This window comes from Azospirillum doebereinerae, assembly GCF_003989665.1.
Lineage (GTDB): Bacteria > Pseudomonadota > Alphaproteobacteria > Azospirillales > Azospirillaceae > Azospirillum > Azospirillum doebereinerae.
This window is the reverse complement of record NZ_RZIJ01000006.1, coordinates 148,388-169,267: the sequence shown is the minus strand read 5'-3', so window position 1 is coordinate 169,267 and position 20,880 is coordinate 148,388. Positions and strand designations below refer to the sequence as shown.

Below are 20,880 nucleotides of genomic sequence, written 5' to 3'. Positions count from 1 at the left end.
CGCCCGATAGCCCCTCACCCTTCCCGCTTTCAGCGGGCCCCTTCCCTCTCCCGGAGCGGGAGAGGGAGTTCTGACATTACGCCCGCACGGCGACGTTGATCTCGACCTGCGGCTGGTCCAGCGTGTCGGTCAACGCGATGGGGTAGTCGCCGGTGAAGCAGGCATCGCAGTAGCTGATCGTCTTCGGATCGCGCTTCTCCTCGCCCATCGCCCGGTACAGACCATCCAGCGAGATGAAAGCGAGGCTGTCGGCCTGGATGAAGTCGCGCATCTGCTCGACCGTCATGCGGTGGGCCAGCAGCTTGCTCTGCTCGGGCGTATCGATGCCGTAGAAGCAGGGGTGCGAGGTCGGCGGGCTGGAGATCCGCATGTGAACCTCGGCGGCCCCGGCGGCGCGCACCATCTCGACGATCTTCTTCGACGTCGTGCCGCGCACGATGGAATCGTCCACCAGCACGACCCGCTTGCCCTCGATCATCGCGCGGTTGGCGTTGTGCTTCAGCTTCACGCCGAGGTGGCGGATCTGGTCGGTCGGCTCGATGAAGGTGCGGCCGACGTAGTGGTTGCGGATGATGCCCAGGTCGAAGGGAATCCCGCTCTCCACCGCGTAGCCCAGCGCCGCCGGCACGCCGCTGTCCGGCACCGGAACGATCACGTCGGCGGCAACCCCGGCCTCGCGCGCCAGCTCGGCGCCGATGCGCTGGCGGGCCTGATAGACGGAGGTGCCCTCCATCACGCTGTCGGGCCGCGCGAAGTAGATGTATTCGAAGATGCAGAAGCGGCGGCCGCGCGGCTGGAACGGCCGCATGCTGTGGACGCCGCTGCCGTCGATGACGATCATCTCGCCCGGCTCGACGTCGCGCACCAGCTCGGCGCCGACGATGTCAAGCGCGCAGGTCTCGCTGGTCAGGATGTGGGTGTCGCCCAGACGCCCCAGCACCAGCGGGCGCACGCCCAGCGGGTCGCGCACGCCGATCACCTCGTTGGCGGTCAGCGCCACCAGCGAGAAGGCGCCCTCGACCTGCCGCACCGCCTCGATCAGCCGGTCGACCGGCGAACCGCCGCGCGCCGTCGCCATCAGGTGGACGATGACCTCGGTGTCGGTGGAGGACTGGAACAGGCAGCCGCGGCGGACCAGCTGGCGGCGCAGGGTCTGCGCGTTGGTCAGGTTGCCGTTGTGGGCCAGCGCGAAGCCGCCGAACTCGAAATCGGCGTAGAGCGGCTGGACGTTGCGGATCGAGGTGTCGCCGGTGGTGGCGTAGCGGACGTGGCCGATGGCGGTGCCGCCCTTCAGCTTGGCGATCACCGCCTCGGAGCTGAAATGGTCGCCGACGAGGCCCAGCGTGTGCTGAAGATGGAAGCGGCCGTTGTCGAAGCTGACGATGCCCGCCGCCTCCTGACCACGGTGCTGGAGGGCGTGGAGCCCCAGCGCGGTGATGGCGCCCGCCTGCGGGTTGCCGTAGATGCCGAACACGCCGCACTCCTCGCGCAGCTTGTCGTCGTCGAACGGATGCGTCGTCAGCATCTCAAGGTCCTTCGTAAAAAGCGCCTGTCGCGGGCGCCGTCAACGCGGTGAACACACAACGAAAAAGAGCAGAAATCGCGCTTTTCACTTCGCGTTCTGCATCAACCGTTCAATTTCGGCGCGGTCCCGGTCCTTATAACCGGTATCCGGCGAGGACGCACCCCCGGTCTTCGGGAGGCTGGGCACCGGTGTGGACAGGCGGTCCAGCGCCTCCTTGGCCTCGATCGCCTGCCGGGCGCGCTCGCTTGCCACGTTCAGTTGTCCCAACCCTTCCTTGCGCAGGTTCTCGGGCACGAAATCGTAGATCGCCGCCGCGCCGCTCGCCAGGAACGGACGGGTCTTGGCGGTCTGCAACCAGACGGGATGCTCCGCCGTGTTCGGAACCAGCCAGATAAAGAAGAGATAGGCCACCGAGACCAGAATGGCACCCTTGGCCAGCCCGAAAACGAAGCCCAGCGAGCGGTCGAGCGCCGACAGCCCGGAATTCTGCACGCCGCGCGACACCGACCGTCCCAGCAGGGTCAGCACGACCAGCGCCACGACGTAAAGTCCGACGGCGGCGACGGCGTAGGCCACCATCTCGAACTTGATGTAGGTCTGCACCAGCGGCAGCGCGTGAGGCAGCGCGTAGAGCGTGACCACCGCCGCCCCGGCCCAGGCGGCGACGGACAGCACCTCCGCCACCATGCCCCGGCTGAAGGCCAGCAGCGCCGCCAGCAGCAGCACGACGATGACGGCGAGATCCGCCGGGTTGACGGGAAAATTCTCCATGACCTCTTGTGCCTTCACTCGTCGTCGCGGCGGCGCGGCCGGGAGGGCCGCGCGTTGGGCTGGAACAGCGGCATCAGTTCGCCCAGATGCTGGAGTTCCACCGTCTTCAATCCGTTGTCGTTGCTCTTGCCGCGTCCCCCCGCCCGCCGGGCCGGGAAGATCGCGGAGGCGAAACCAAGCTTGGCGGCTTCCTTGAGGCGGGTGTCGGTCTGGCTCACGGCGCGGACCTCGCCCGACAGGCCGAGTTCGCCGAACACCACCGCGTCGGCCGGCACCGGCTCCCCGGTCAGCGAGGACACCAGCGCGGCGGCGACCGCCAGATCGGCCGCCGGCTCGGTGATGCGCAGGCCGCCGGCCACGCTCAGATACACGTCGTTGGCGCCGATCTGCACGCCGCAGCGCGCCTCCAGCACCGCCAGCACCATGGCGAGCCGCGCCGAATCCCAACCGACCACCGCCCGGCGCGGCGTGCCCAGCGGCGAGGGCGCGACCAGCGCCTGCACCTCGACCAGCACGGGGCGCGTGCCCTCCATTCCGGCGAAGACGGCGGCGCCCGACACGTCGCCGCGCCGCTCGGCCAGGAACAGGGCGGACGGGTTGGCGACCTCCCCCAGACCGCCGTCGCTCATCTCGAAGACGCCGATCTCGTCGGTCGGGCCGAAGCGGTTCTTCACCGCGCGGAGGATGCGGAACTGGTGGCCGCGCTCGCCCTCGAAATACAGCACCGTGTCCACCATGTGCTCCAGCACGCGGGGGCCGGCGATCATGCCTTCCTTGGTGACGTGACCGACCAGCAGCAGCACGACGCCGCGCCGCTTGGCGACGCGGATCAACTCCTGCGCGCTGGCGCGGACCTGGGCCACGGTGCCGGGGGCGCTGTCCAGATTGTCCACATACATGGTCTGGATCGAATCGATGACGATGATCTCGGGGCCGTTCGTCTCGTCCAGCGAGGCGACGATGTCGCGCACGCTGGTCGCCGAGGCCAGATCGACCGGGGCCGCCGCGCAGCCCAGCCGCTGCGCCCGCAGCCGCACCTGATCCACCGCCTCCTCGCCCGAGACGTAGGCGCAGCGGTGGGTCTGGGCCAGCCGCGCCATCGCCTGGAGCAACAGGGTCGATTTGCCAATGCCGGGGTCGCCGCCGATCAGGATGGCCGAGCCGGGCACCAGCCCGCCGCCGCACACCCGGTCGAACTCGGCGATGCCGGTCATCCGGCGGGGCGGCGCGCTGCTCAGCCCATCCAAACCGACGAACTCCAGCCGCCGGCCGCGCGCGCCGCCCATGCTCTTGGGCGCCGCGTCGGGCGCGGCCTCCTCGACCAGGCTGTTCCATTCGCCGCAGGCGTCGCAGCGCCCGGCCCATTTGGGAAAGGACGCGCCGCAGGCTTGGCAGACGTAACGGGTGGTGGGCTTGGCCAAAGGTCTGGTAGTCCGATGGGGGTAAGGCGGGCAACATATAGCAAGGGACCGCCCGGAATCCTACGATTCCAGCCATGAAAAAGCGGGGGCTTTTTTCGGTCCGCCGAGGTGATAGTTTACGGCGCGACATCGACAAATCATTGCGACAGCGAACAGCGGGGAATTTGTGGCGGACAAGGAAGGCAAACGCATCGTCCTGCACGGACCGGAAGGGTTCGAGGCGATTCGCAAGGCGTGCCGGCTGGCGGCGGAGATCCTGGACTACATCGGCCCCTTCGTGGTGCCGGGCGTCAGCACCGGCCATCTCGACCAGTTGATCGAGACGTTCCAGCGCGAACGCGGCGGCATCCCCGCCACCATCGGTTACCACGGCTACCCAAAGGCCAGTTGCATCTCGCCCAACCACGTCGTGAACCACGGCATCCCCAGCGACGACAAGCGTCTGGCCGAAGGCGACATCGTCAACATCGACGTGACGACGATCGTGGACGGCTGGTACGGCGACAACAGCCGCATGTATTTCGTCGGCGACAAGATCGGCGTGAAGGCGCGCAAGCTGGTCGACCTGACCTACCGCTGCATGATGGCCGGCATCGCCCAGGCCAGGCCCGGCAATCATCTGGGCGACATCGGCCACGCCATCCAGACCCTGGCCGAGGCGAACCGCTGCTCGGTGGTGCGCGATTTCGGCGGGCACGGCATCGGGCAGGTCTTCCACGACGCCCCGCACGTCGATCATTTCGGCAAGCCCGGCACCGGCGTGCTGCTGCAACCCGGCATGGTCTTCACGGTGGAGCCGATGATCAACGCCGGCCGCCCCGAGGTGAAGATCCTGTCGGACGGCTGGACGACGGTGACGCGCGACCGCTCGCTGTCGGCGCAGTTCGAGCATCAGATCGGCATCACCGAGGACGGTTGCGAGATCTTCACCCTTTCCCCCGCCGGCTTCACCCAGCCGCCCTACGGAGCCGCCGCGTGAGCGACTCCGGTAAGGATGCGGACGAACTGAAACCCTGGACGGTGCTGGGCAGCCGGGACCTTCTCGACGCCAGCCCCTATCTGAAGGTGCGCGCCGAGACGGTGGAGCTTCCCGACGGCCGCCGGGTCGACAGCTTCTATCAGGTGGACCAGCCCGACTACGCGCTGATGTTCGTGGAGACCGAAGACGGCCATGTTGTCATGCTGCGCACCTACAAGCATGGCGCCCGGCGCGTCAGCCTGACCTTCCCGGCGGGCGCTCTTGCCCCTGGCGAGGATCCGCTGGCCGCCGCCAAACGCGAGCTTCTGGAAGAGACCGGCTACGAATCCGATGACTGGACGGGCTTGGGCGCTTTCGTGGTGCAAGGCAATCACCGTGGCTGCGCCTGCCACATGTTCCACGCCCGCAACGCCCGCAAGGTCGCCGAACCCGACAGCGGCGACCTGGAGGAGATGCGGATCGAGCTGCACAGCCCGAACGACCTGATCGACGCAGCGGCGCGCGGTGACTACGCCTTCCTGCCGGTGATCGCCATGTTGGGCGCCGTGTTGCTGCCTGGACTGCGTGAGGGGCTGGGCACGGCGGCGCGGGAGGCGACGGTGTTACGCTGATCGTTCTTCGGACGAAAGGAGACGGACATGGGTGTGTTGCGCGTTCCGATGCTTGGCGTGGAGTTGGCTCTGTCGACGATCGACGAGGACACCGACGTGTCCTTCGACCTCGACGTTCTGAAAAGCGACGAGGACGACCGATGACCGGCGCGCTCGACGCCGAGCGGCTGATCGCTCTGCTCGGCCTCCAGCCGCATCCCGAAGGCGGGCATTACGTCGAGACCTACCGCGCGCCGGCCGAGGGGCGCGGGGCGGTGACCGCGATCTATTTTCTGCTGAAAGCCGGGGAGCGGTCCCACTGGCACCGCGTGGACGCCGTGGAGGTCTGGCTGTGGCACGGCGGCGCGCCGCTGGAGCTTCTGATTTACGACGAGGTCGAGGCGGAAACCCGCACTCATCGGCTCGGCATGGACATCGCCGCCGGGGAGCGGCCGCAAGCTGTGGTGCCGGTCGGCGCGTGGCAAGCGGCGCGCGGCCTGGAAGGCTGGTCGCTGGTGAGTTGCACGGTGGCGCCGGCCTTCGAATTCGCTGGGTTCACCATGGCCCCGTCGGGGTGGGAGCCGCCAAGGTAAGCCTCGCCCCCACCCCTCCCCCGATCACTCGTCCGCGAAGGGGTTCTTGCCCTTGCGCAGCAGCAGCCGCAACGGCACGCCCGGCAGGTCGAAGCTGTCGCGCAGATGGCCGGTCAGGTAGCGCTGATAGCTTTCCGGCAGCTCCAGCGGCTTGTTGACGAACAGCGCGAAGGTCGGCGGGCGGCTCTTCACCTGGGTGACGTAGCGGATCTTCACCCGGCGGCCCTCGATCAGGGGCGGCGGGTGGTGGTCGAGCACGCCCTCGATCCAGCGGTTCAGTTGAGAGGTCGGGATGCGACGGTTCCACACCGTGTAGGTGTCGACCACGGCGTCCAGCAGCGTGTCGAGCTTGTGCCCCTTCAACGCCGAGATGGTGACAACCTTCACGCCCTTGATGTAGCCGAGCGCCGCTTCCAGCTTGTCCTCGACCTGCCGCAGGGCCATGGCGCGGTCTTCGACGATGTCCCACTTGTTGACGACGATGACCAGCGAGCGGCCTTCCGAGATCACCATGCGGGCGATGTTCAGATCCTGCTTGTCGAGAATCGCCTCGGCGTCGACCACCAGCATCACGACGTTGGCCATGCGGATGACGCGCAGTGTGTCGGCGACGGCCAGCTTCTCGACCTTCTCGTCGACGCGGGCGCGGCGGCGCATGCCGGCGGTGTCGACCAGCTTGAACCGGCGGTCGCGCCATTGCCAATCGACGCTGATCGCGTCGCGCGTCATGCCGGCTTCCGGCCCGGTCAGAACCCGCTCCTCGCCGACCAGGCTGTTCAGCAGGGTCGACTTGCCGACGTTGGGACGGCCGACGATGGCGATCTGGATCGGCTTGCTGCGGTCCGCTTCGGTCTCCGGCTGGTCGCCGATCGGAACCGGCCCCTCATCGGACGCTTCGACGGCGACCGCATCCACTTCCGCCTCGTCATCCTCCTTGGGAGCGTAAGGCAGCAGGGCCTCGACCAGATCGGCCATGCCCTCGCCGTGCTCGGCGGAGAGCGGGATCGGGTCGCCCAGCCCCAGCTCGTAGGATTCGTAGAGACCCGACTTCGACGCCTTGCCTTCGCTCTTGTTGGCGACGAGCAGGACCGGGGTCTTGCTCTTGCGCAGGATCGAGGCGAAATGGCGGTCGAGCGGAGTCACGCCGGCCCGCGCGTCGATGATGAACAGCGCGACGTCGGCGCGCTCCAGCGCCATTTCGGTCTGGCGGCGCATCCGCGCCTCCATGCTGTCGTCGGTGACGTCCTCAAGCCCGGCGGTGTCGACCACCGTGAAAGAGAGGCCGCCAACCCAGCCGGGGGCCGAGCGCCAATCGCGGGTCACGCCCGGCGTGTCGTCCACAAGCGCCAGCTTCTTGCCGGCCAAGCGGTTGAACAGGGTCGATTTGCCGACATTCGGCCGACCGACGAGAACGACTGTGAACGACATGGCGCCAGGAGCTTCCTAAAAACAGACAAGAACCGTCAACGGAACGCGACGAGCGTCCCGTTGTCGCAGAGGACATAGAGAGTGTTGTTGGCGACGACCGGCGGCAAGTAGGCCGCCTTCGGCAGCGTGCGCGTGACCTCGACCGCGCCGTCGTTCGGCGACAGGCCGAGCAGCTTGCCGTTCGACCCGGCGACCCACAGCCGGCCGCCAGCCAGGACCGGACCCGCCCAGACGATGGGGCCGGACTTGTCCTTGGGATCCTCGTAGCGGTCGAGCGGCGCCACCCAACGGGCGCGGCCGCCCTGACGGGTGACGGCCACCAGCTCGGCGTCGTTGGTCACGGTGAACAAGTAGTCGCCGGCCAACCACGGAGTCTGGACGCCACCGATCTCGGCCTCCCACACGCGGTTGCCGATGCGCTCGTCGATGGCGACCATGCGGCCGGAATGGCCGATGGCGTAGACGGTGCCGCGATCGACCACCGGCAGGCCACGGATGTCGGCGAGGTTGCTGAGCGCGCCGGTGCGGCGGATGTTGGCGAGGCTCTCCTGCCACGCGACGCGGCCGTTCTCGGGCCGCAGCCCGAACAGCTCGCCCGAGGAATAGGGAGCGACGACCAGCGTGCCGGTGGCGGCCGGGCTGGCGGCGCCCAGCAGGCCGGCGGTTTCCAGGATGCCCTGGTGCGACCATTGCAGGGTCCCATCGCTGGCCGACAGCGCGACCAGTTGATTGTCCAGGGTCAGCACCAGGACGCGCCCGCCCTGCACGGTCGGTGCGCCGCGCACCGGACCGGCCACGCGCTTGCGCCATATGACCGAGCCGCTGGCCGGATCGAGCGCCACCACCTCGGCGAAGCCCGTCGCTGCGAACAAACGGCCGTCGGCATAGGACACGCCGCCGCCGGTGGCGCCACCGCGCTCATGCTCGGGCTTGGTGTCGATGCGCCACAGCGACCGGCCGGTCTTCTCGTCGAGCGCCGCGACATGGGCGTCGGCGTCCATCGCGAAGATGCGGCCGTCCGCGATCACCGGCACGCCCAGCAGAGCGCGCGAGCTGCTTCCCCCGGTGCCGACGTCGCCACGCCACGCCTCGGCCGGGTTGGCCGACAGGGCCAAGTGACCCATCGAATGGTCCGGCTGCCCGCCCGCCTGTGCCCAGGCGGCGTTGGCGACCGGCGGCGGCACGGTGACCGCGGTGTCGGCCAGACGGACGTCCGGTTCCACCTTGCGCTCGCGGGTCAGGATGGACACGCGCTGGCCCGGCAGCGGCGGGTCGGACGTCTTGCCGAACCAGTCGCCGACGGTGTCGCAGCCGCCCAGGAAGACGGCGAGCATCGATGCGGACAGGAGCGCCGAACGGCGGGTGGAGCGGGCCGTGGTCATTCGTCAGGTCTTGCCGTAAAGGGAAGCGAGGTCGGCGGCGCGCGACCGGACGCCGCCGGGCGCCTGCTGATCGTCGGCCAATTGCTGGAACAGGCCGCGCGCCTTGTCCTTGTCACCGGCGCGGGCGGCCAGGAGGGCGGTCAACTCGCGGGCGGTGAAGCGCCAGGGGCTGGTCTCGGCGGTCAAGGGCTGCAGCTTCGCGGTCAACTGGGCCGGGTCGCCGCTCTCCACGCGCTGCATCGCCCCCAGCAGGGTGGCGAGATCGCGATAGACCGGATCGACGGCCCCGTTGCCGGCGATGCCGTCATAGACGGTCGCCGCCTCGTCCGGCTTGTTCTGGCGCAACAGCAGGGCCGCGGCGTTGAACTGGGCCAGCGCCGCCATGCGGGCGTCGGCCGTACCGGCGTAGGCGGCCAGCGCCTCGACGCCCTTTTCCGGCCCTTGCGCGGTCTGCGCGATGGCGGTGACGAGCGCGAAGGTGGTCTGCTGCTGCTTGCTCTGCTGCCAGCTGCGCCACGCCGTGTAACCGCCGGTGCCGGCGACCAGCACCACGGCGGCGGCGATCATATAGGCGCCATAGGTCTTGAACACATGCTCCGCGCGGTCCCGGCGCAGATCCTCGTCGACTTCGCGGAAAATATCGCTCATGGCGCGGCTGTGCGGTCCTTGTGCGCGCGGCCCCAACGGCGGCGCGGGTCGGTCGGGTCAGGCGGAACGGCTCCCCCCGGTTGGTCGGAGGGGCAGTTCCGCACCATCACAGGGCCGGATAGCATCGGCTACCACGTCCGGTCAAGTGCGCAAGCCACGCGGAACACCATAGAGACGGCGCCAGTGTCACGCAAAAGGCCGTGGGGAACATGTCCCCACGGCCTTTCAGCGAAACATCGACTGCCGGATCGGACGGGCGATCAGGCCGACATGGCGGCGGCGGCGATGACCGCCTGGGTGCGGTTCTTGACGCCCAGCGACTTGAAGATCGCGGTGACGTGGATCTTGACCGTGCCTTCCGACAAGCCCAACTCATAGGCGATCTGTTTGTTGGACTTGCCCAGGCGCAGGCATTCCAGGACTTCGCGCTGACGCTGGGTCAGGCCGTAACCGCTGTTGCGGTCGGTGACGTCCAGCGGCGAGCGGCGGCGCGGCGCGGCGTCCATGCTGGCGGTCAGGGCGCCCGGCGGCACGTAGATCCCACCGGAGAAGACGAGGTTCAGCGCGCCCATCATGACCTTGACGCTGCTGGATTTCGGGATGTAGCCAGTGGCGCCGTGGTCGAGCGCGCCACGGATGTCGCCCAGCGCTTCGGAGGCGGAGATGACGACGATGGGAACACCCGGCTGCAACGCCTGGATCTCGCGCAGGCCGTCGAAGCCCGGCCAGTTCGGCATGTGCAGGTCCATCAGGACGATGTCGTAGGTCTCGCCCGTGCGGCACTGGTCGAGAACCTCGTTGAAGGTTCCCGCTTCGATGAAGGTGGAGTCGCCCTGCAACTGTTCGAGCAACCGCCGCAGGCCTTCACGGAACAGCAGATGGTCGTCACCGATCAGAATTTTCATGGTCCCCGTCACCTTCATTCGCCGGCCCTGTTCGGACTTCGCGTCGTGTGCCCTGGCACCCCCGCGGCACCCGGATCAACTATCCCGCCGTAACTGGCTTGGATGATAGATACCACGATCGGAAGGGTGGCTGTATATCGACAAGGGCCATAGGTCATTCGCCGCCGAACTGGGTCGTTGCAGCCCCCTTCGTCAGAGGCATCCCAAGCATCGACCACGCCGAAAGTCATAGATGCGTGAGGAAAGCGCCGATTCGTTACAGGGACGGCGCAACAGAATCACTCGAAAAGAGAGAACGCGCCTCCATTCGCGCTCCGGCTTCACTTGGAACATTTGCGAGTGAGTGCCGTTCGTGAGGCATGACATACACTAACCCCGAATCGGGTGCGCGGAGGGTGAGGATGAGCCGATCGAATGGCCCGGAAGGATCCCTGTACCAACGCGCATTCGGCTGTGACCCGTTCAGCACACAACATTCCAGAGGTGTTACCGTCCGGAAACAAGAAAGCACCTTCAAGGGTGCGCTTGACGATCTCGGTTGATAATCTATCGTTTGATTTACGAACCGCCTGTCAAATTTCTAAAATTATTCCAACGTTGTCAAGTTTCTTTCCAGTTTTACAGAGATGCTCGGAATATTCGATCAAAGATTTTCGAGACAGCGATTTTCGATTGCACGTGCCTTGAGCCGACCGGCCCTGGTCCGACCGGTTCTCCATTCAACCAAGCACAGGCGGCATTGCCCGGTTCGGGGCGGCCGTGGATGCCTCCTCCAGACAGAGCTGACCCATGCACACACATCATGAGTACGCCCACGAGAAAGCATCACACCAGACCCGCAACGCGGTGACTCCCATGCATGTCTGCCTGATTCTCGACAACAACGCCCTGACCGAAACCGTGGTGCAGGCACTCGACCGCGGCGGGCGGCATCGGGTGACGGTGCTGCACGACGTGACCGACCTGACGCAGAGCGCCCTCACCCCGGACGCCATCCTGATCGGTCTGCAACAGTTCACGGCGCTGCGCGAGAACGAGCCGATGGTCTATCTGCGCCTGTCCCGGCGGTCGCGGATCGTGGTGGTTCTATCGTCGCGCGAGCTGCTGGACGCCGCTCATATCCTTGCTTTCGCCGACGCCTGGGTGTTCGAGGATCTCAACGTCGATCGCATCAACGAGTTGCTGGACCTGGGGCTGGAGGGCCATTGCCTGATGCCCAAGCAGTTCCTGTCGCGGCTGGGCGTCGACGAGATCCGCCTCAGCCTGCTTCCCCGCCTGTCGGATCCGGAGTTCGAGACCCTGCGCCTGCTGGGCGAGGGACTGAACAACCGGACCATCGCCAACGCGCTGGACCTGTCCGAGGCGGTCATCAAGTCGATGGTGCGCAGCGTTCTGTCCAAGCTGCACTTCCGCAACCGCACAGAGGCGGGTGTCTTCGCCGCCCGCCAGCAGGGCGCCCTTCAGCCGGCGCGCGACGGAGTCGTGCCGCCGCACATGCACCCCGCCCCTCAGCAGCGCGCGGCGGGAGCGTAGGAAAGGCGGGGCTCGGGCTCCCCGTCTCCAGCAAGGGTCAGCCAAGTTCCCCGACGTCCCCGGACACCATATCCGGGGGCGTCGGCGTGTTCATGGCCTCTTGAGCGGAAACTCGCGTGCGTAAACAGGCCAGCAGAAAAAGACGGGCACGCGAAAAGCCCCTCGTCCGTGAGGAAGAGGGGCTTTTTTCGTAAGGCCGCCTTAGAAGCGGAGCGTTTACTGGTGCGCGACCGCCGCTGCCGCAGCCACCGTACCGGCCCCCGCCAATTCGCCGCCGATGCCGTTGTTCAGTGCCCAGATCGCCGCCTGGGTGCGGTTGGAGGCGTTGATCTTGCGCAAAAGGCTCTTGAGGTGGACCTTCACCGTCGCTTCGGTGATGCTGAGGTGATTGGCGATCATCTTGTTGCTGTCGCCGTTCAGGAGGCAGCGCAGGATCTGCACCTCGCGCTGCGACAACCCTTTGCGCGACACCGGCATCTCGGTGCCGTTGCCGTTGACGCGGCCGGAGATCAGCAAGGCCGCCAGATGGGTCGGGAACACCTTCTCGCCCATCATCACCAGCTTCAGCGACTGGGCCAGCGCGTCGGACGACAGATCCTTCATCAGATAGCCGTCGGCCCCAGCCTCCAACGCATTGGCCAGACGGCGGGTGCAGAGGTCGCTGGTCAGGATGACCATGCGGGTGTCCGGAAGCATGCCGCGCAGGCGGCGCATGCCCTCGGCCTCTTCATCACCCCCGTTTTGAAGGTCGAGAAGGACGAGTTGCGGGCGCGTGCCGTTCTCGACCGTGTTGAGCGCCTCGCGCAGATTGCCGGCCTCCGCCACGATCTGAAACGGCGAGTCGTCGAGCAACCGCTTCAATCCCTCGCGGAACAGCTTGTTGGAGTCGATCAGAAAAGCACGCACTGTGTCCATGGTCAGCTCCCGCGATTTTGGATCAATCTTCACGACACGTTTGGACCAAAAGGGCCCTGATCTTGTGGGCGTCCGGCTATCCAACCTTGTCCGGAACCGCCCCTTCGAAGTCATCGGGCTACCGATATTTAGGATGAGCTTACCCCCGTGTCGCGTCCAACGTTACCACTCTCCGGAGTTAAGAGAAGAACGCATTGGACATATGCGCAAAGCCGCTCCTTGGTGGAGGTCTATCCATTCCCATTAACCACCATCTGCTTACTCTATATAAAAGTTTAATTGATATGTTAACCACTACTTATTTGCAGAATATGGCCCGTATTGGGTGAGAAGGATGGCGAAAATGTCGCTCTGAATTGCAAGAAATGTGACTTTCCGTCCATCGCGCCGTTCTTTTCCCATACCTCCGGACATAGCCTTTCGGCTTAGGGCGGGCTGGAACGGTCGCAGCGGGGTCTTGACGAATCGCAGCGTCCATGCGGTGCTGCGTCCTCGAATCGGATGGGGACAGTATGACGGGTTGGCAGATCACCGGAGCGGCCATTGTCGCGTATCTCCTGCTGCTGGCGCGCAGCGCCTGGAAGCAGGGGGAGTTCCGGCAATACCTGCGCAGCCTCGCCATCGTCGCGGCGCTGTGCGGCGTCGTTGCCGGGGCGGTCGCGGCGGCCATGGCGCTCGATTCGCAATGACGGACCCGCGCATAAGAAAAGGCCCTCCCCCGATGTCGGGGAAGGGCCTTGCAGGTTCGGCCGGATCCGGGATGGATCAGATCTGGCCGCGCTCGTTCGCCTGACGCATCAGCACATACTGGCGCATCATCTGGTTGCGGAAGCGATAGCGCTCGCGACCCGGCTCGACGACCGGCGCCAGCACCGCGCCGTGGTCCTCACGGGTCAGGCGCTTGAGTAGTTCCAGCGTCTCCTGGTTCGGCGGCGTGCCGCCCTCCCCCGCCAGATCGGCCGGGTCGAAGGCGCCGTAGGCGTCGGCCGGGCACAGCGCGGCGGCGAGCAGCGCGTCCTCCAGCTCGCCCCGGCGTTCGGCGGCCAGCGCGCGGGCGTAGCTGTCGACGATCCCGCGTTCGGCCTCCTGGAGGCAGCGGGCCACGGCGTAGGCGAGGTCCGGCCGCTCCACCACGGTGTTGCCCCGGCTGACCGCGCTGCGCGCGGCGTGCAATCCCAGAAGCTGGGCGTAGTAAGGCAGCCCGCGCACGAACTCGGCCACCCGCTGCACCACGTCGGGGGCGAAGCTGATGTTGGCGTTCTGGGCGCCGGCCTGGATCAGCCGGCCAATCTCTTGGTCGGTCATCAGCGGCAGATGCACCGGCACCAGCGAGCGCTGGATCGACGGGTGCTTGCCGAGCAGCTGATCGAGGTTCTCGGCGACGCCGACCACCAGCAGGGTCACCGGGATCGAGCTGTCGGTCAGGTTCTTGAACAGCTCCGCCAGCTTGTTGCGGAAATCCTCGTCGGTGACGCGGTCGTACTCGTCGAGGATCAGCAGCACATGGGTGGCGTGGATGCCCGAGAGCACCTCGTTCAGCTCGGTGACGCTGAAGGTTCCGTCCGGCAGAAGCTCGTTGAAGCTGTTGAAGTTGCGCCGCGCCGCAAAGGGGTTGTCCGCGCCGGAGCGGTAGTAGGTCGAGGGGATCTTCTTCAGGAAGTGCCGGAAGATGTCCTCGAAGCTCAGCTCGGCGCTGCAGGTCAGCTTCAGCGACAGGTAGCCGGCCTGGGCGGCGATCTTCTCGATGCCGTTGGCGACGGAGGTCTTGCCGCGCCCACGGTCGCCGTACAGGATGACGTGCGCCCGTTCCTCCTCGATGGCCGAGATGATGCGGCGCAGCGTGTCGCTGCGGCCGATGAAGAGGCCGTTCAACTGCTGCTTGGGGCGGGTCGGGGTGAACGCCTCGCGCAGCAGGCCGTTCAGCTCCGGCGTCAGCCCCTTCAGCATGGCCGGCGCGTTCACGCCCATGCCGCCACGGAAGCCGCCATTGACGCTCATGGTAAAGCGCGGCAGTTCCATGTCGGCGTTGGCGTCGGTGGGGTTGCCGGGCGACGGGAACATGCGGCCGCGATGGTCGCCCGTCGCGTCCTGGCCCAGGATGTCCGGCTGCCGGGGCGGCGCCGGGCCGCGCATGGCGTCGGCGCCGCGCATCCCGTCAATGGGCCGGAGATGGGCGGGACCGGCTGGACGGGAGAAGCCCTGGGGAGCGCCGATTCCCGGAGCGTTGCCCAAGCCACCGCCCAGACCGCTCCCCAATCCGGCACCGCCGCCCGTTATGCCGACTCCGCCGTTGGCCGTGCCCGTCGCCGGCACCCGCTCATCCGTCGCTGCGGCCGTCCGCCGTTTCCGAAAGAAATTCCGCATCCGTCCCAGTCCCCACGCTTGTCGGCGTTCCGGCACCGGCTCCCTCAAACGCTTGTTCAAGCGTGGGGAACCGGTCCTGTGTCTACCCGATGTAAGCGATGCCGCCGCCGGGGTGGGTTGGGATTTCGGATATCATACCGACGCAACATCACCCTTTCGGCGACTCCTTTCGGATGAGGGAGGCCCCCCTGCCCTCAACCGGCCAGGAGGGGGCCGACCATGGTCCAGCCGTAGAGCGTTGCCAGCAGAACCGCGAGCGTCACGCATTCACGCACGAAAGCCAGAACCGTCATGGCAACCTCCAATGTTCGCGTGGTGTTCCTGTTTGGTATCAGAACGGACAGCGAACAGCAATGATTAAGTTCCTAATATGTTCCCTCTATGAGCGCGTTTGTTCTGTTTTAGGACGGAAATGAGACGGACTCTGGTTCGTTTCGAATGAGGAAAGGAGTCGGGCCAAGGGACGGGATCGGGAAGGGGGGTGGACCCGTCAGGACGGCTTCGGCGCGTCGTCGTAGCGGATCAGGTCGGTCCAGGCGCGTTCCAGCCGCCGCAGCGTCCGGTAGGTGGTTTCGAAATCGGCCCCGTCGGCTTCCGAGCGCAGCAGGCTGTCGGCACGCACGGCCTCCAGGCGCCGCAGCCCCTCGCAGGTCGCCAGACCGCGTTCGGACAGGCGCAGGCGGGCCGCCCGGCGGTCGCGCTGCGACGCGGCGCGGTCGACGTAGCCGGCCTCGACCAGATGCTTGAGGTTGTAGGAGGCGTTGGAGCCGAGGTAGTAGCCGCGCTCCAGAAGATCGCGGACCGACAGCTCCTCGCCGCCGATGTGGAGCAGCATCAATGCCTGGGTCGGGCTGAGATCGGTCACGCCGATGCGCGCCAGTTCCATCCGCAGAACGTCGAGAAACCGCCGCGTGATGCTCTCCATGACGCGGCCGAGGTCGGTGTAGACCGCCGGGGTCGCCGCACTCTGCATGCTCGTGCTTCCTGTTGCCGTGGTCCGATCGAAAGGACCGGGATGCGGGCCGGACGGCAAGAGCGCCCTTCCCGTTCGGGAAGATGGGCGGTTTTTGTCACGAATTGGGGGGATAAACTTGGGACGCACCCGGCCCGCTTGCCGAGATCAGGCAGGGTTGGGGAAGTCCCGGCCCGCTTTCCCCTCCCCATCCCTCCCCCGCTGGCGCGGGAGAGGGGGCAGGATGCTTGTCGGCGTTCGGCGGAGTTCCCTCTCCCGCAACGCGGGGGAGGGTTAGGGAGGGGGCAAACGCTGCTGAGCTACAGCGTGCCCGAATAGGCCCCGCCGTCGAGCAGCACGTTCTGTCCGGTCATGAAGCCGGCACTGGCCGAGCACAGGAAGGCGCAGGCCGCGCCGAACTCGTCGGGATCGCCGAAGCGCCCGGCCGGGTTGCCCTGGCGGCGCAGGGCCATCTCCTCGTCCACGCTGCGGCCCGACGCCTTGGCGCCGCCCTCCATGGTCTTGCGCAGGCGGTCGGTCTCGAAGGGACCGGGCAGCAGGTTGTTGATGGTGACGTTGTGCTTCACCGTCTGGCGCGACAGCCCGGCGACGAAACCGGTCAGCCCGGCGCGCGCGCCGTTGGACAGGCCGAGGATCGGGATCGGCGCCTTCACCGCGCCCGAGGTGATGTTGACGATGCGGCCGAAGCGGCGGCCGATCATGCCGTCCACCGTCGCCTTGATCAGGGCGATCGGCGCCAGCATGTTGGCGTCGAGCGCGCGGATCCAGTCCTCGCGCTCCCAGTCGCGGAAGTCGCCCGGCGGCGGGCCGCCCGCGTTGTTGACCAGGATGTCGGGCTCCGGGCAGGCGGCCAGCGCGGCGGCCCTGCCCTCCTCCGTCGCGATGTCGCCGACGGCGGTGGTCACGGTGACGCCGGTGGCCGCGCGAATTTCGGCGGCGGCGGCCTCCAGCGCGTCGGCGCTGCGGGCGGTCAGGGTGACGTGGACGCCCTCCTTCGCCAGCGCCAGCGCGCAGGCCTTGCCCAACCCCTTGCTAGCCGCGCAGACGAGCGCGCGGCGGCCGGCGATTCCCAGATCCATGCTCTTCCTCCTTATGGCGTTCAAACCCGGCCAGCACCTCGCGGGCGAGCGGGACCGTCACCCGGCGGTGCGCCGCCAGCGAGGCGTGGTCCAGCGCCGCCACCACGCTGCGCGCCGCGTCCAGCGAGCGCTCCATCCGCGTCAGCAGGTAGCTGATCACCTCCAGCCCCGGCCGCAGTTGCCGGTCGGCGAACAGCTTCACCAGCACGGCGGCGAGCAGCGCGTCGTCGGGGGCGTGGACCTCCACGGCCGGCGCGCCCTTGATGCGGGAGCGCAGGTCGGCCAGCTTCGCCCGCCAGCGCGACGGCGCCTTGCGCGACAGCAGCAGCAGATGGCCGCCCTGCTCGCGGGCGAGGTTGTAGAGGTGGAACAGCGCCTCCTCGCGCGCCGGCTTGCCGGCGACCTTGTCGGCGTCCTCGACCACCACGGCGTTGGCGATGGCGAGAAGCTCCGGCAGGTCGACGGCGTCCAGCGTCGCGCCGTTGGCGATGGGGGCCTGGCTGCGCGCCCGCCAGACATGGCCGAGGTGGCTCTTGCCGCAGCCGGCGGGGCCGTAGACGGTCAGGGCCGGCGCCGGCCAGGACGGCCAGCGGTCGAGCCACGCCACCGCGTCGGCGTTGCTGGGCGCCACGAGGAAATCCTCGCAGCCCATCGCCGTCCGGTGCCCGAGGTCGAGCGGAAGCTGTGCCGGCAAACTCATGCGGACGGACTCTCGGGTCAAGGTTCCGGCGTCTGGCCCTGGTAGTAGCCGCTTGAGAGATACCGGCCCAACGCGAAGCGGGTCAACACGCCGATCACCGCAGCCACCGGAACGGCCAGCAGCACACCGACGAAACCGAACAGGCTGCCGCCCGCCAGCAGGGCGAACATCACCCAGACCGCGTGCAGCCCCACCTTGTCGCCAACCAGCTTGGGCGTCAGGACGTTGCCTTCGACCGCCTGCCCGAACAGGAAGATGCCGACGACGAGACCGACTCGCCAGAACTCGTCGAACTGCAACAGGGCCAACCCGGTGCTGGCGACGAATCCAAACAGCGTCCCGACATAGGGCACGAAGGACAGCAGTCCGGAGACCAGACCGATGACCAGACCGAAATCCAACCCCGCCGCCGACAGGGCCAGCGCGTAGAACAGCCCCAGCACGACGCAGACCGTCGCCTGCCCGCGCACGAAGCCGGACAGGGTGGCGTCGACCTCGCGCGCCTGCTCGCGGATGGTCGCGATGTTGCGGCGGGGCAGCCAGGAATCGACCTTGGCGACCATCACGTCCCAGTCGCGCATCAGGTAGAAGGCGACGATGGGGGTGATGAACACCAGGGTCAGCACGTCGAAGATGGCCATCCCGCTCGACAGGATGCGGGTGACCAGCGTGGCGATCCAGCCGGCCATGTCGCCCGCGTAGTTGCCGGCGGCGGCGCGCAGCCGTTCCACGTCGGCGGGCGGCAGGCGGTGCAGCAGCCGGTCGAGCGCCGGCAGCGTGCGTTCCCGCACGATGGTGGCGTATTGCGGCAGCACCTCCACCAGATGCGTCACCTGCCCCTGGACCAGCGGCACCAGCAGCAGGACGAACAGCACCAGCATCAGCAGGAAGAACAGCAGCACCAGCGTCGTGCCGGCCCAGCGCGGCAGCCGCAGCCTCTCCAGACGGTCCACCATGGGATCGAGCAGATAGGCGATGGCCATGCCGGCGACGAAGGGCAGCAGGATGCTGGAGAGCAGCCACAGCGCGACGACCAGGAAGCCCAGCCCGATCAGCCAGAAGCGGAGCTGCTGGCGCGAGGTCGTCACGTCATTCACCTCACACCGCCGTAGCGGTGGAACAGCAGCGACGCGCGTCGGGCGTAGAGCAGGCCCGAGGCCACCGTGGTCGCCGCGCAGGCGTAGACCAGCGCTTCCACCAGCTCCAGCCCGAACAGATGGAAGTCCGGCAGCCCCAGCGCGGGCGGCGCCAGCACGGCGGCGGCCAGCGCGATCTGCACTACCGTGTTCACCTTGCTGAGGTAGAGCGGCTGCATGACCAGCGTCTCCTTCAGCGTCAGCAGCAGGATGACCCCGGCGATGATCATCACGTCGCGGAAGACGACCAGCATAACCAGCCACAGCGGGATCTGCGCGACGTAGCCCAACGCCAGATAGACGCCGACGATCAGCGCCTTGTCGGCCAGCGGATCGAGGTAGCCGCCCAGAACGGTGCGCGCTCGGCACATGCGGGCGACGGCGCCGTCCAGCGCGTCGGACAGGCCGGCGGCGACGAACAGGCCGAAAGCCCAGGCCATGTTGCCCGTCAGGATCATGTACATCGCCAGCGGAACCGCCAGGATGCGCAGGAAGGTGATGATGTTGGGAATGCTCACGGGGCGGATCTCACCGGCAGCGTTCCCAGATTGCGCGGCGGCGCGCCCAAGCCGCTGGAGGCGGGGGCCGCCCCCATCGGCGAACTGGGCGCCAGCGGGACGGCGCCGGGGTTGGTCGGCGCGGCCACGGCGGCGCCCCCGCCATGCGGCAGCAGCGTCAGCTGCCATTCGGCGCTCTGCACCGGGACCGGCGCGCCGACATTGGCCGGCACGATGGGCGGCGCGGCGCGGGTCAGGCCGAGGTCGCGCTTGCTCAACACTTGGGCCAACTGGTCGGGGGCGCCGCGATGGGTCAGGTTGACCAAAGCCTCGGCCCGGCTCATCGACACCAGATCGCTGCGGGTCACCGCGCCGATGCCGGTCAGGCGCTTGCGGGTCTCCACCCAGTCGGCGACGGCCGACAGCGGCACGCGGACCAGCGTGGTCTGCTCCGGCCCGGTCGCCGTCACGTTGCTGCGGCGCCACGATTCGTCCAGCTGGGCGCCGACGGCGGTCACCGCGCGGTTCAGCACGTCGGTGGGGCGGTCGGCGGCGTCGGCCTTGACGTTGACCGTCTGGGTGTCGCGCGAGCCGTCGAGCCCGTAGCGGGTGACGTCCACCGTCAGGCCGCGCGCCGCATCGGGTCCGCCGGCCGGCAGGTCGGTCCGCGCAACGATGACGCCGCCGGCGTTGTAGCGCTGGGCGATGCGGGCGAGCGCATCGGCGTTGCCGGCGACCGCCTCCTCCGTGCCGATGGCCTGGGCGTCGGTCAACTCGCCGTCCGGCACCACCAGCGGCACCAGCGAGGAGGTGGCGGGGCGCTCCTCCCACGCGGCGCGCCAGGGGGTGCGGTCCTCCCACAGCAGGGTGCGCCCGTCGGTGACGGTCAGCGGCAGCACGACGAAGGGCTTGGCCGGCGGCTCCACGTATTGGGCGCTGCCGGTGCCGCCGATGGCGTCACGCACGGCGTTGGGACGGAAGCGCACGGTGATCGAGCCGACGTAACGGGTGGCCGACACCTTCTCCTCGTCGATCTCGAAGCCCTGGACCAGCCGGGCGATGTCGTTCTCCGACATGCGGGGCGGGTTGCCACCGCCGGGCACGAGACGCCGGTAGAGCTCGCTCCAGGCCTTGGCCTGGGCCTCGCGGATCGCCTGGTCGCGGGCGGTGTTCGCGTTGGCCGCGTTGATGTCCACCTTGACGCCCGAAACGGCGAAGGCGTCGGCGGCGGTGTTCGCGGTCGGCGCCGTGGACGGCAGGGCGGACGCGCCCGACGCCTGCGCCCAGACCGGCCCTCCCGACAGGACGCAAGCGACGGACAAGGCGGCGAGACCCGCGAACAGCGGCGCGCGGCGGCGGTGGAGCATTGCAAAGCCTTCCGATTCGAGTATGTTCGGCCCGATCCCAAGGCCCGGTATATAGCTCAGCCCAAGCGAGGATA

20 protein-coding genes are annotated in these 20,880 nt (G+C 67.8%); 5 read left to right on the top strand and 15 right to left on the bottom strand.

Annotated features, from left to right (window positions below):
- Window positions 1–76 precede the first annotated feature (76 nt).
- From purF to radA, 3 genes are all read right to left on the bottom strand, one after another.
- Window positions 77–1,525 carry an amidophosphoribosyltransferase gene (purF, locus tag EJ913_RS10250; RefSeq protein ID WP_126997405.1) on the bottom strand — a complete coding sequence of 483 codons (1,449 nt, stop codon included), beginning with the start codon at window positions 1,523–1,525 and terminating at the stop codon, window positions 77–79.
- Between the two features lie 84 nt (window positions 1,526–1,609).
- Window positions 1,610–2,296, bottom strand: a complete 687-nt coding sequence (locus tag EJ913_RS10245; RefSeq protein ID WP_126997403.1) for a CvpA family protein — start codon at window positions 2,294–2,296, stop codon at window positions 1,610–1,612.
- Between the two features lie 14 nt (window positions 2,297–2,310).
- Window positions 2,311–3,717, bottom strand: coding sequence for a DNA repair protein RadA (gene radA / locus EJ913_RS10240; protein ID WP_126997401.1), 1,407 nt, complete (start codon window positions 3,715–3,717; stop codon window positions 2,311–2,313).
- A 166-nt stretch (window positions 3,718–3,883) separates the two neighbouring features.
- Here radA and map point away from each other — a divergent pair, with 166 nt between their 5' ends.
- The 3 genes from map (at window position 3,884) to EJ913_RS10225 (ending at window position 5,879) form a co-directional block, all read left to right on the top strand.
- Window positions 3,884–4,696 (top strand): type I methionyl aminopeptidase, encoded by an 813-nt coding sequence (gene map, locus EJ913_RS10235; protein ID WP_126997399.1) that lies wholly within the window; start codon window positions 3,884–3,886, stop codon window positions 4,694–4,696.
- Window positions 4,693–5,307, top strand: coding sequence for an NUDIX hydrolase (locus EJ913_RS10230; protein WP_126997397.1), 615 nt, complete (start codon window positions 4,693–4,695; stop codon window positions 5,305–5,307). Before map ends, EJ913_RS10230 begins: the two co-directional genes overlap by 4 nt.
- A gap of 140 nt (window positions 5,308–5,447) precedes the next feature.
- The gene (locus tag EJ913_RS10225; protein ID WP_126997395.1) at window positions 5,448–5,879 is read left to right on the top strand and encodes a cupin domain-containing protein; all 432 of its coding nucleotides are present in this window, start codon (window positions 5,448–5,450) and stop codon (window positions 5,877–5,879) included.
- Between the two features lie 24 nt (window positions 5,880–5,903).
- On the opposite strand, the gene der is transcribed toward EJ913_RS10225, so the two are convergent.
- The 4 genes from der to EJ913_RS10205 form a co-directional block, all read right to left on the bottom strand.
- Window positions 5,904–7,307 carry a ribosome biogenesis GTPase Der gene (gene der, locus EJ913_RS10220; RefSeq protein WP_126997393.1) on the bottom strand — a complete coding sequence of 468 codons (1,404 nt, stop codon included), beginning with the start codon at window positions 7,305–7,307 and terminating at the stop codon, window positions 5,904–5,906.
- Window positions 7,308–7,342: 35 nt separating this feature from the next.
- Window positions 7,343–8,689, bottom strand: coding sequence for a PQQ-like beta-propeller repeat protein (locus EJ913_RS10215; protein ID WP_126997391.1), 1,347 nt, complete (start codon window positions 8,687–8,689; stop codon window positions 7,343–7,345).
- 3 nt (window positions 8,690–8,692) lie between these two features.
- The gene (locus tag EJ913_RS10210; protein ID WP_126997389.1) at window positions 8,693–9,337 is read right to left on the bottom strand and encodes a tetratricopeptide repeat protein; all 645 of its coding nucleotides are present in this window, start codon (window positions 9,335–9,337) and stop codon (window positions 8,693–8,695) included.
- A 260-nt stretch (window positions 9,338–9,597) separates the two neighbouring features.
- Complete coding sequence (locus EJ913_RS10205) at window positions 9,598–10,242, bottom strand: response regulator transcription factor (RefSeq protein WP_126997387.1); 645 nt, start codon at window positions 10,240–10,242, stop codon at window positions 9,598–9,600.
- Window positions 10,243–11,031: 789 nt separating this feature from the next.
- Here EJ913_RS10205 and EJ913_RS10200 point away from each other — a divergent pair.
- Window positions 11,032–11,775, top strand: coding sequence for a response regulator transcription factor (locus EJ913_RS10200; RefSeq protein ID WP_238521188.1), 744 nt, complete (start codon window positions 11,032–11,034; stop codon window positions 11,773–11,775).
- Between the two features lie 216 nt (window positions 11,776–11,991).
- Here the strand turns inward: EJ913_RS10200 and EJ913_RS10195 are convergent, their stop codons facing one another.
- Window positions 11,992–12,690 carry a LuxR C-terminal-related transcriptional regulator gene (locus EJ913_RS10195; protein ID WP_126997385.1) on the bottom strand — a complete coding sequence of 233 codons (699 nt, stop codon included), beginning with the start codon at window positions 12,688–12,690 and terminating at the stop codon, window positions 11,992–11,994.
- A 512-nt stretch (window positions 12,691–13,202) separates the two neighbouring features.
- Between EJ913_RS10195 and EJ913_RS31585 the strand changes: the two genes are divergently transcribed.
- Window positions 13,203–13,379 carry a hypothetical protein gene (locus EJ913_RS31585; protein ID WP_185909738.1) on the top strand — a complete coding sequence of 59 codons (177 nt, stop codon included), beginning with the start codon at window positions 13,203–13,205 and terminating at the stop codon, window positions 13,377–13,379.
- A gap of 76 nt (window positions 13,380–13,455) precedes the next feature.
- Here EJ913_RS31585 and EJ913_RS10190 read toward each other — a convergent pair whose 3' ends face one another.
- The 7 genes from EJ913_RS10190 to EJ913_RS10160 all read right to left on the bottom strand — a co-directional run bounded on the left by EJ913_RS10190 (window position 13,456) and on the right by EJ913_RS10160 (window position 20,806).
- Entirely contained in the window at window positions 13,456–15,003 is a 1,548-nt protein-coding gene (locus tag EJ913_RS10190) for an AAA family ATPase (protein WP_238521189.1), read from the bottom strand.
- A gap of 541 nt (window positions 15,004–15,544) precedes the next feature.
- A complete protein-coding gene (locus EJ913_RS10185) occupies window positions 15,545–16,027 on the bottom strand; it encodes a MarR family transcriptional regulator (RefSeq protein WP_126997383.1) in 483 nt (160 codons plus the stop codon).
- 299 nt (window positions 16,028–16,326) lie between these two features.
- On the bottom strand, window positions 16,327–17,106 hold the full coding sequence (locus tag EJ913_RS10180) for an SDR family oxidoreductase (RefSeq protein WP_126997381.1): 780 nt from the start codon (window positions 17,104–17,106) through the stop codon (window positions 16,327–16,329).
- Window positions 17,060–17,806 (bottom strand): HdaA/DnaA family protein, encoded by a 747-nt coding sequence (locus EJ913_RS10175; protein WP_126997379.1) that lies wholly within the window; start codon window positions 17,804–17,806, stop codon window positions 17,060–17,062. The genes EJ913_RS10180 and EJ913_RS10175 overlap by 47 nt, the downstream gene beginning before the upstream one ends.
- 17 nt (window positions 17,807–17,823) lie before the next feature.
- A complete protein-coding gene (locus EJ913_RS10170; RefSeq protein ID WP_126997377.1) occupies window positions 17,824–18,894 on the bottom strand; it encodes an AI-2E family transporter in 1,071 nt (356 codons plus the stop codon).
- Window positions 18,895–18,899: 5 nt separating this feature from the next.
- Window positions 18,900–19,460, bottom strand: coding sequence for a CDP-alcohol phosphatidyltransferase family protein (locus EJ913_RS10165; protein WP_126997375.1), 561 nt, complete (start codon window positions 19,458–19,460; stop codon window positions 18,900–18,902).
- Window positions 19,457–20,806 (bottom strand): DUF2066 domain-containing protein, encoded by a 1,350-nt coding sequence (locus tag EJ913_RS10160; protein ID WP_126997373.1) that lies wholly within the window; start codon window positions 20,804–20,806, stop codon window positions 19,457–19,459. The genes EJ913_RS10165 and EJ913_RS10160 overlap by 4 nt, the downstream gene beginning before the upstream one ends.
- Window positions 20,807–20,880 lie beyond the last annotated feature (74 nt).

Coding starts and splice junctions, on each gene's coding strand:
- purF (WP_126997405.1), bottom strand. CDS start 1,525: ATGCTGACGACGCATCCGTTCGACGACGACAAGCTGCGCGAGGAGTGC.
- EJ913_RS10245 (WP_126997403.1), bottom strand. CDS start 2,296: ATGGAGAATTTTCCCGTCAACCCGGCGGATCTCGCCGTCATCGTCGTG.
- EJ913_RS10225 (WP_126997395.1), top strand. CDS start 5,448: ATGACCGGCGCGCTCGACGCCGAGCGGCTGATCGCTCTGCTCGGCCTC.
- der (WP_126997393.1), bottom strand. CDS start 7,307: ATGTCGTTCACAGTCGTTCTCGTCGGTCGGCCGAATGTCGGCAAATCG.
- EJ913_RS10215 (WP_126997391.1), bottom strand. CDS start 8,689: ATGACCACGGCCCGCTCCACCCGCCGTTCGGCGCTCCTGTCCGCATCG.
- EJ913_RS10210 (WP_126997389.1), bottom strand. CDS start 9,337: ATGAGCGATATTTTCCGCGAAGTCGACGAGGATCTGCGCCGGGACCGC.
- EJ913_RS10205 (WP_126997387.1), bottom strand. CDS start 10,242: ATGAAAATTCTGATCGGTGACGACCATCTGCTGTTCCGTGAAGGCCTG.
- EJ913_RS10200 (WP_238521188.1), top strand. CDS start 11,032: ATGCACACACATCATGAGTACGCCCACGAGAAAGCATCACACCAGACC.
- EJ913_RS10195 (WP_126997385.1), bottom strand. CDS start 12,690: ATGGACACAGTGCGTGCTTTTCTGATCGACTCCAACAAGCTGTTCCGC.
- EJ913_RS31585 (WP_185909738.1), top strand. CDS start 13,203: ATGACGGGTTGGCAGATCACCGGAGCGGCCATTGTCGCGTATCTCCTG.
- EJ913_RS10185 (WP_126997383.1), bottom strand. CDS start 16,027: ATGCAGAGTGCGGCGACCCCGGCGGTCTACACCGACCTCGGCCGCGTC.
- EJ913_RS10180 (WP_126997381.1), bottom strand. CDS start 17,106: ATGGATCTGGGAATCGCCGGCCGCCGCGCGCTCGTCTGCGCGGCTAGC.
- EJ913_RS10175 (WP_126997379.1), bottom strand. CDS start 17,806: ATGAGTTTGCCGGCACAGCTTCCGCTCGACCTCGGGCACCGGACGGCG.
- EJ913_RS10160 (WP_126997373.1), bottom strand. CDS start 20,806: ATGCTCCACCGCCGCCGCGCGCCGCTGTTCGCGGGTCTCGCCGCCTTG.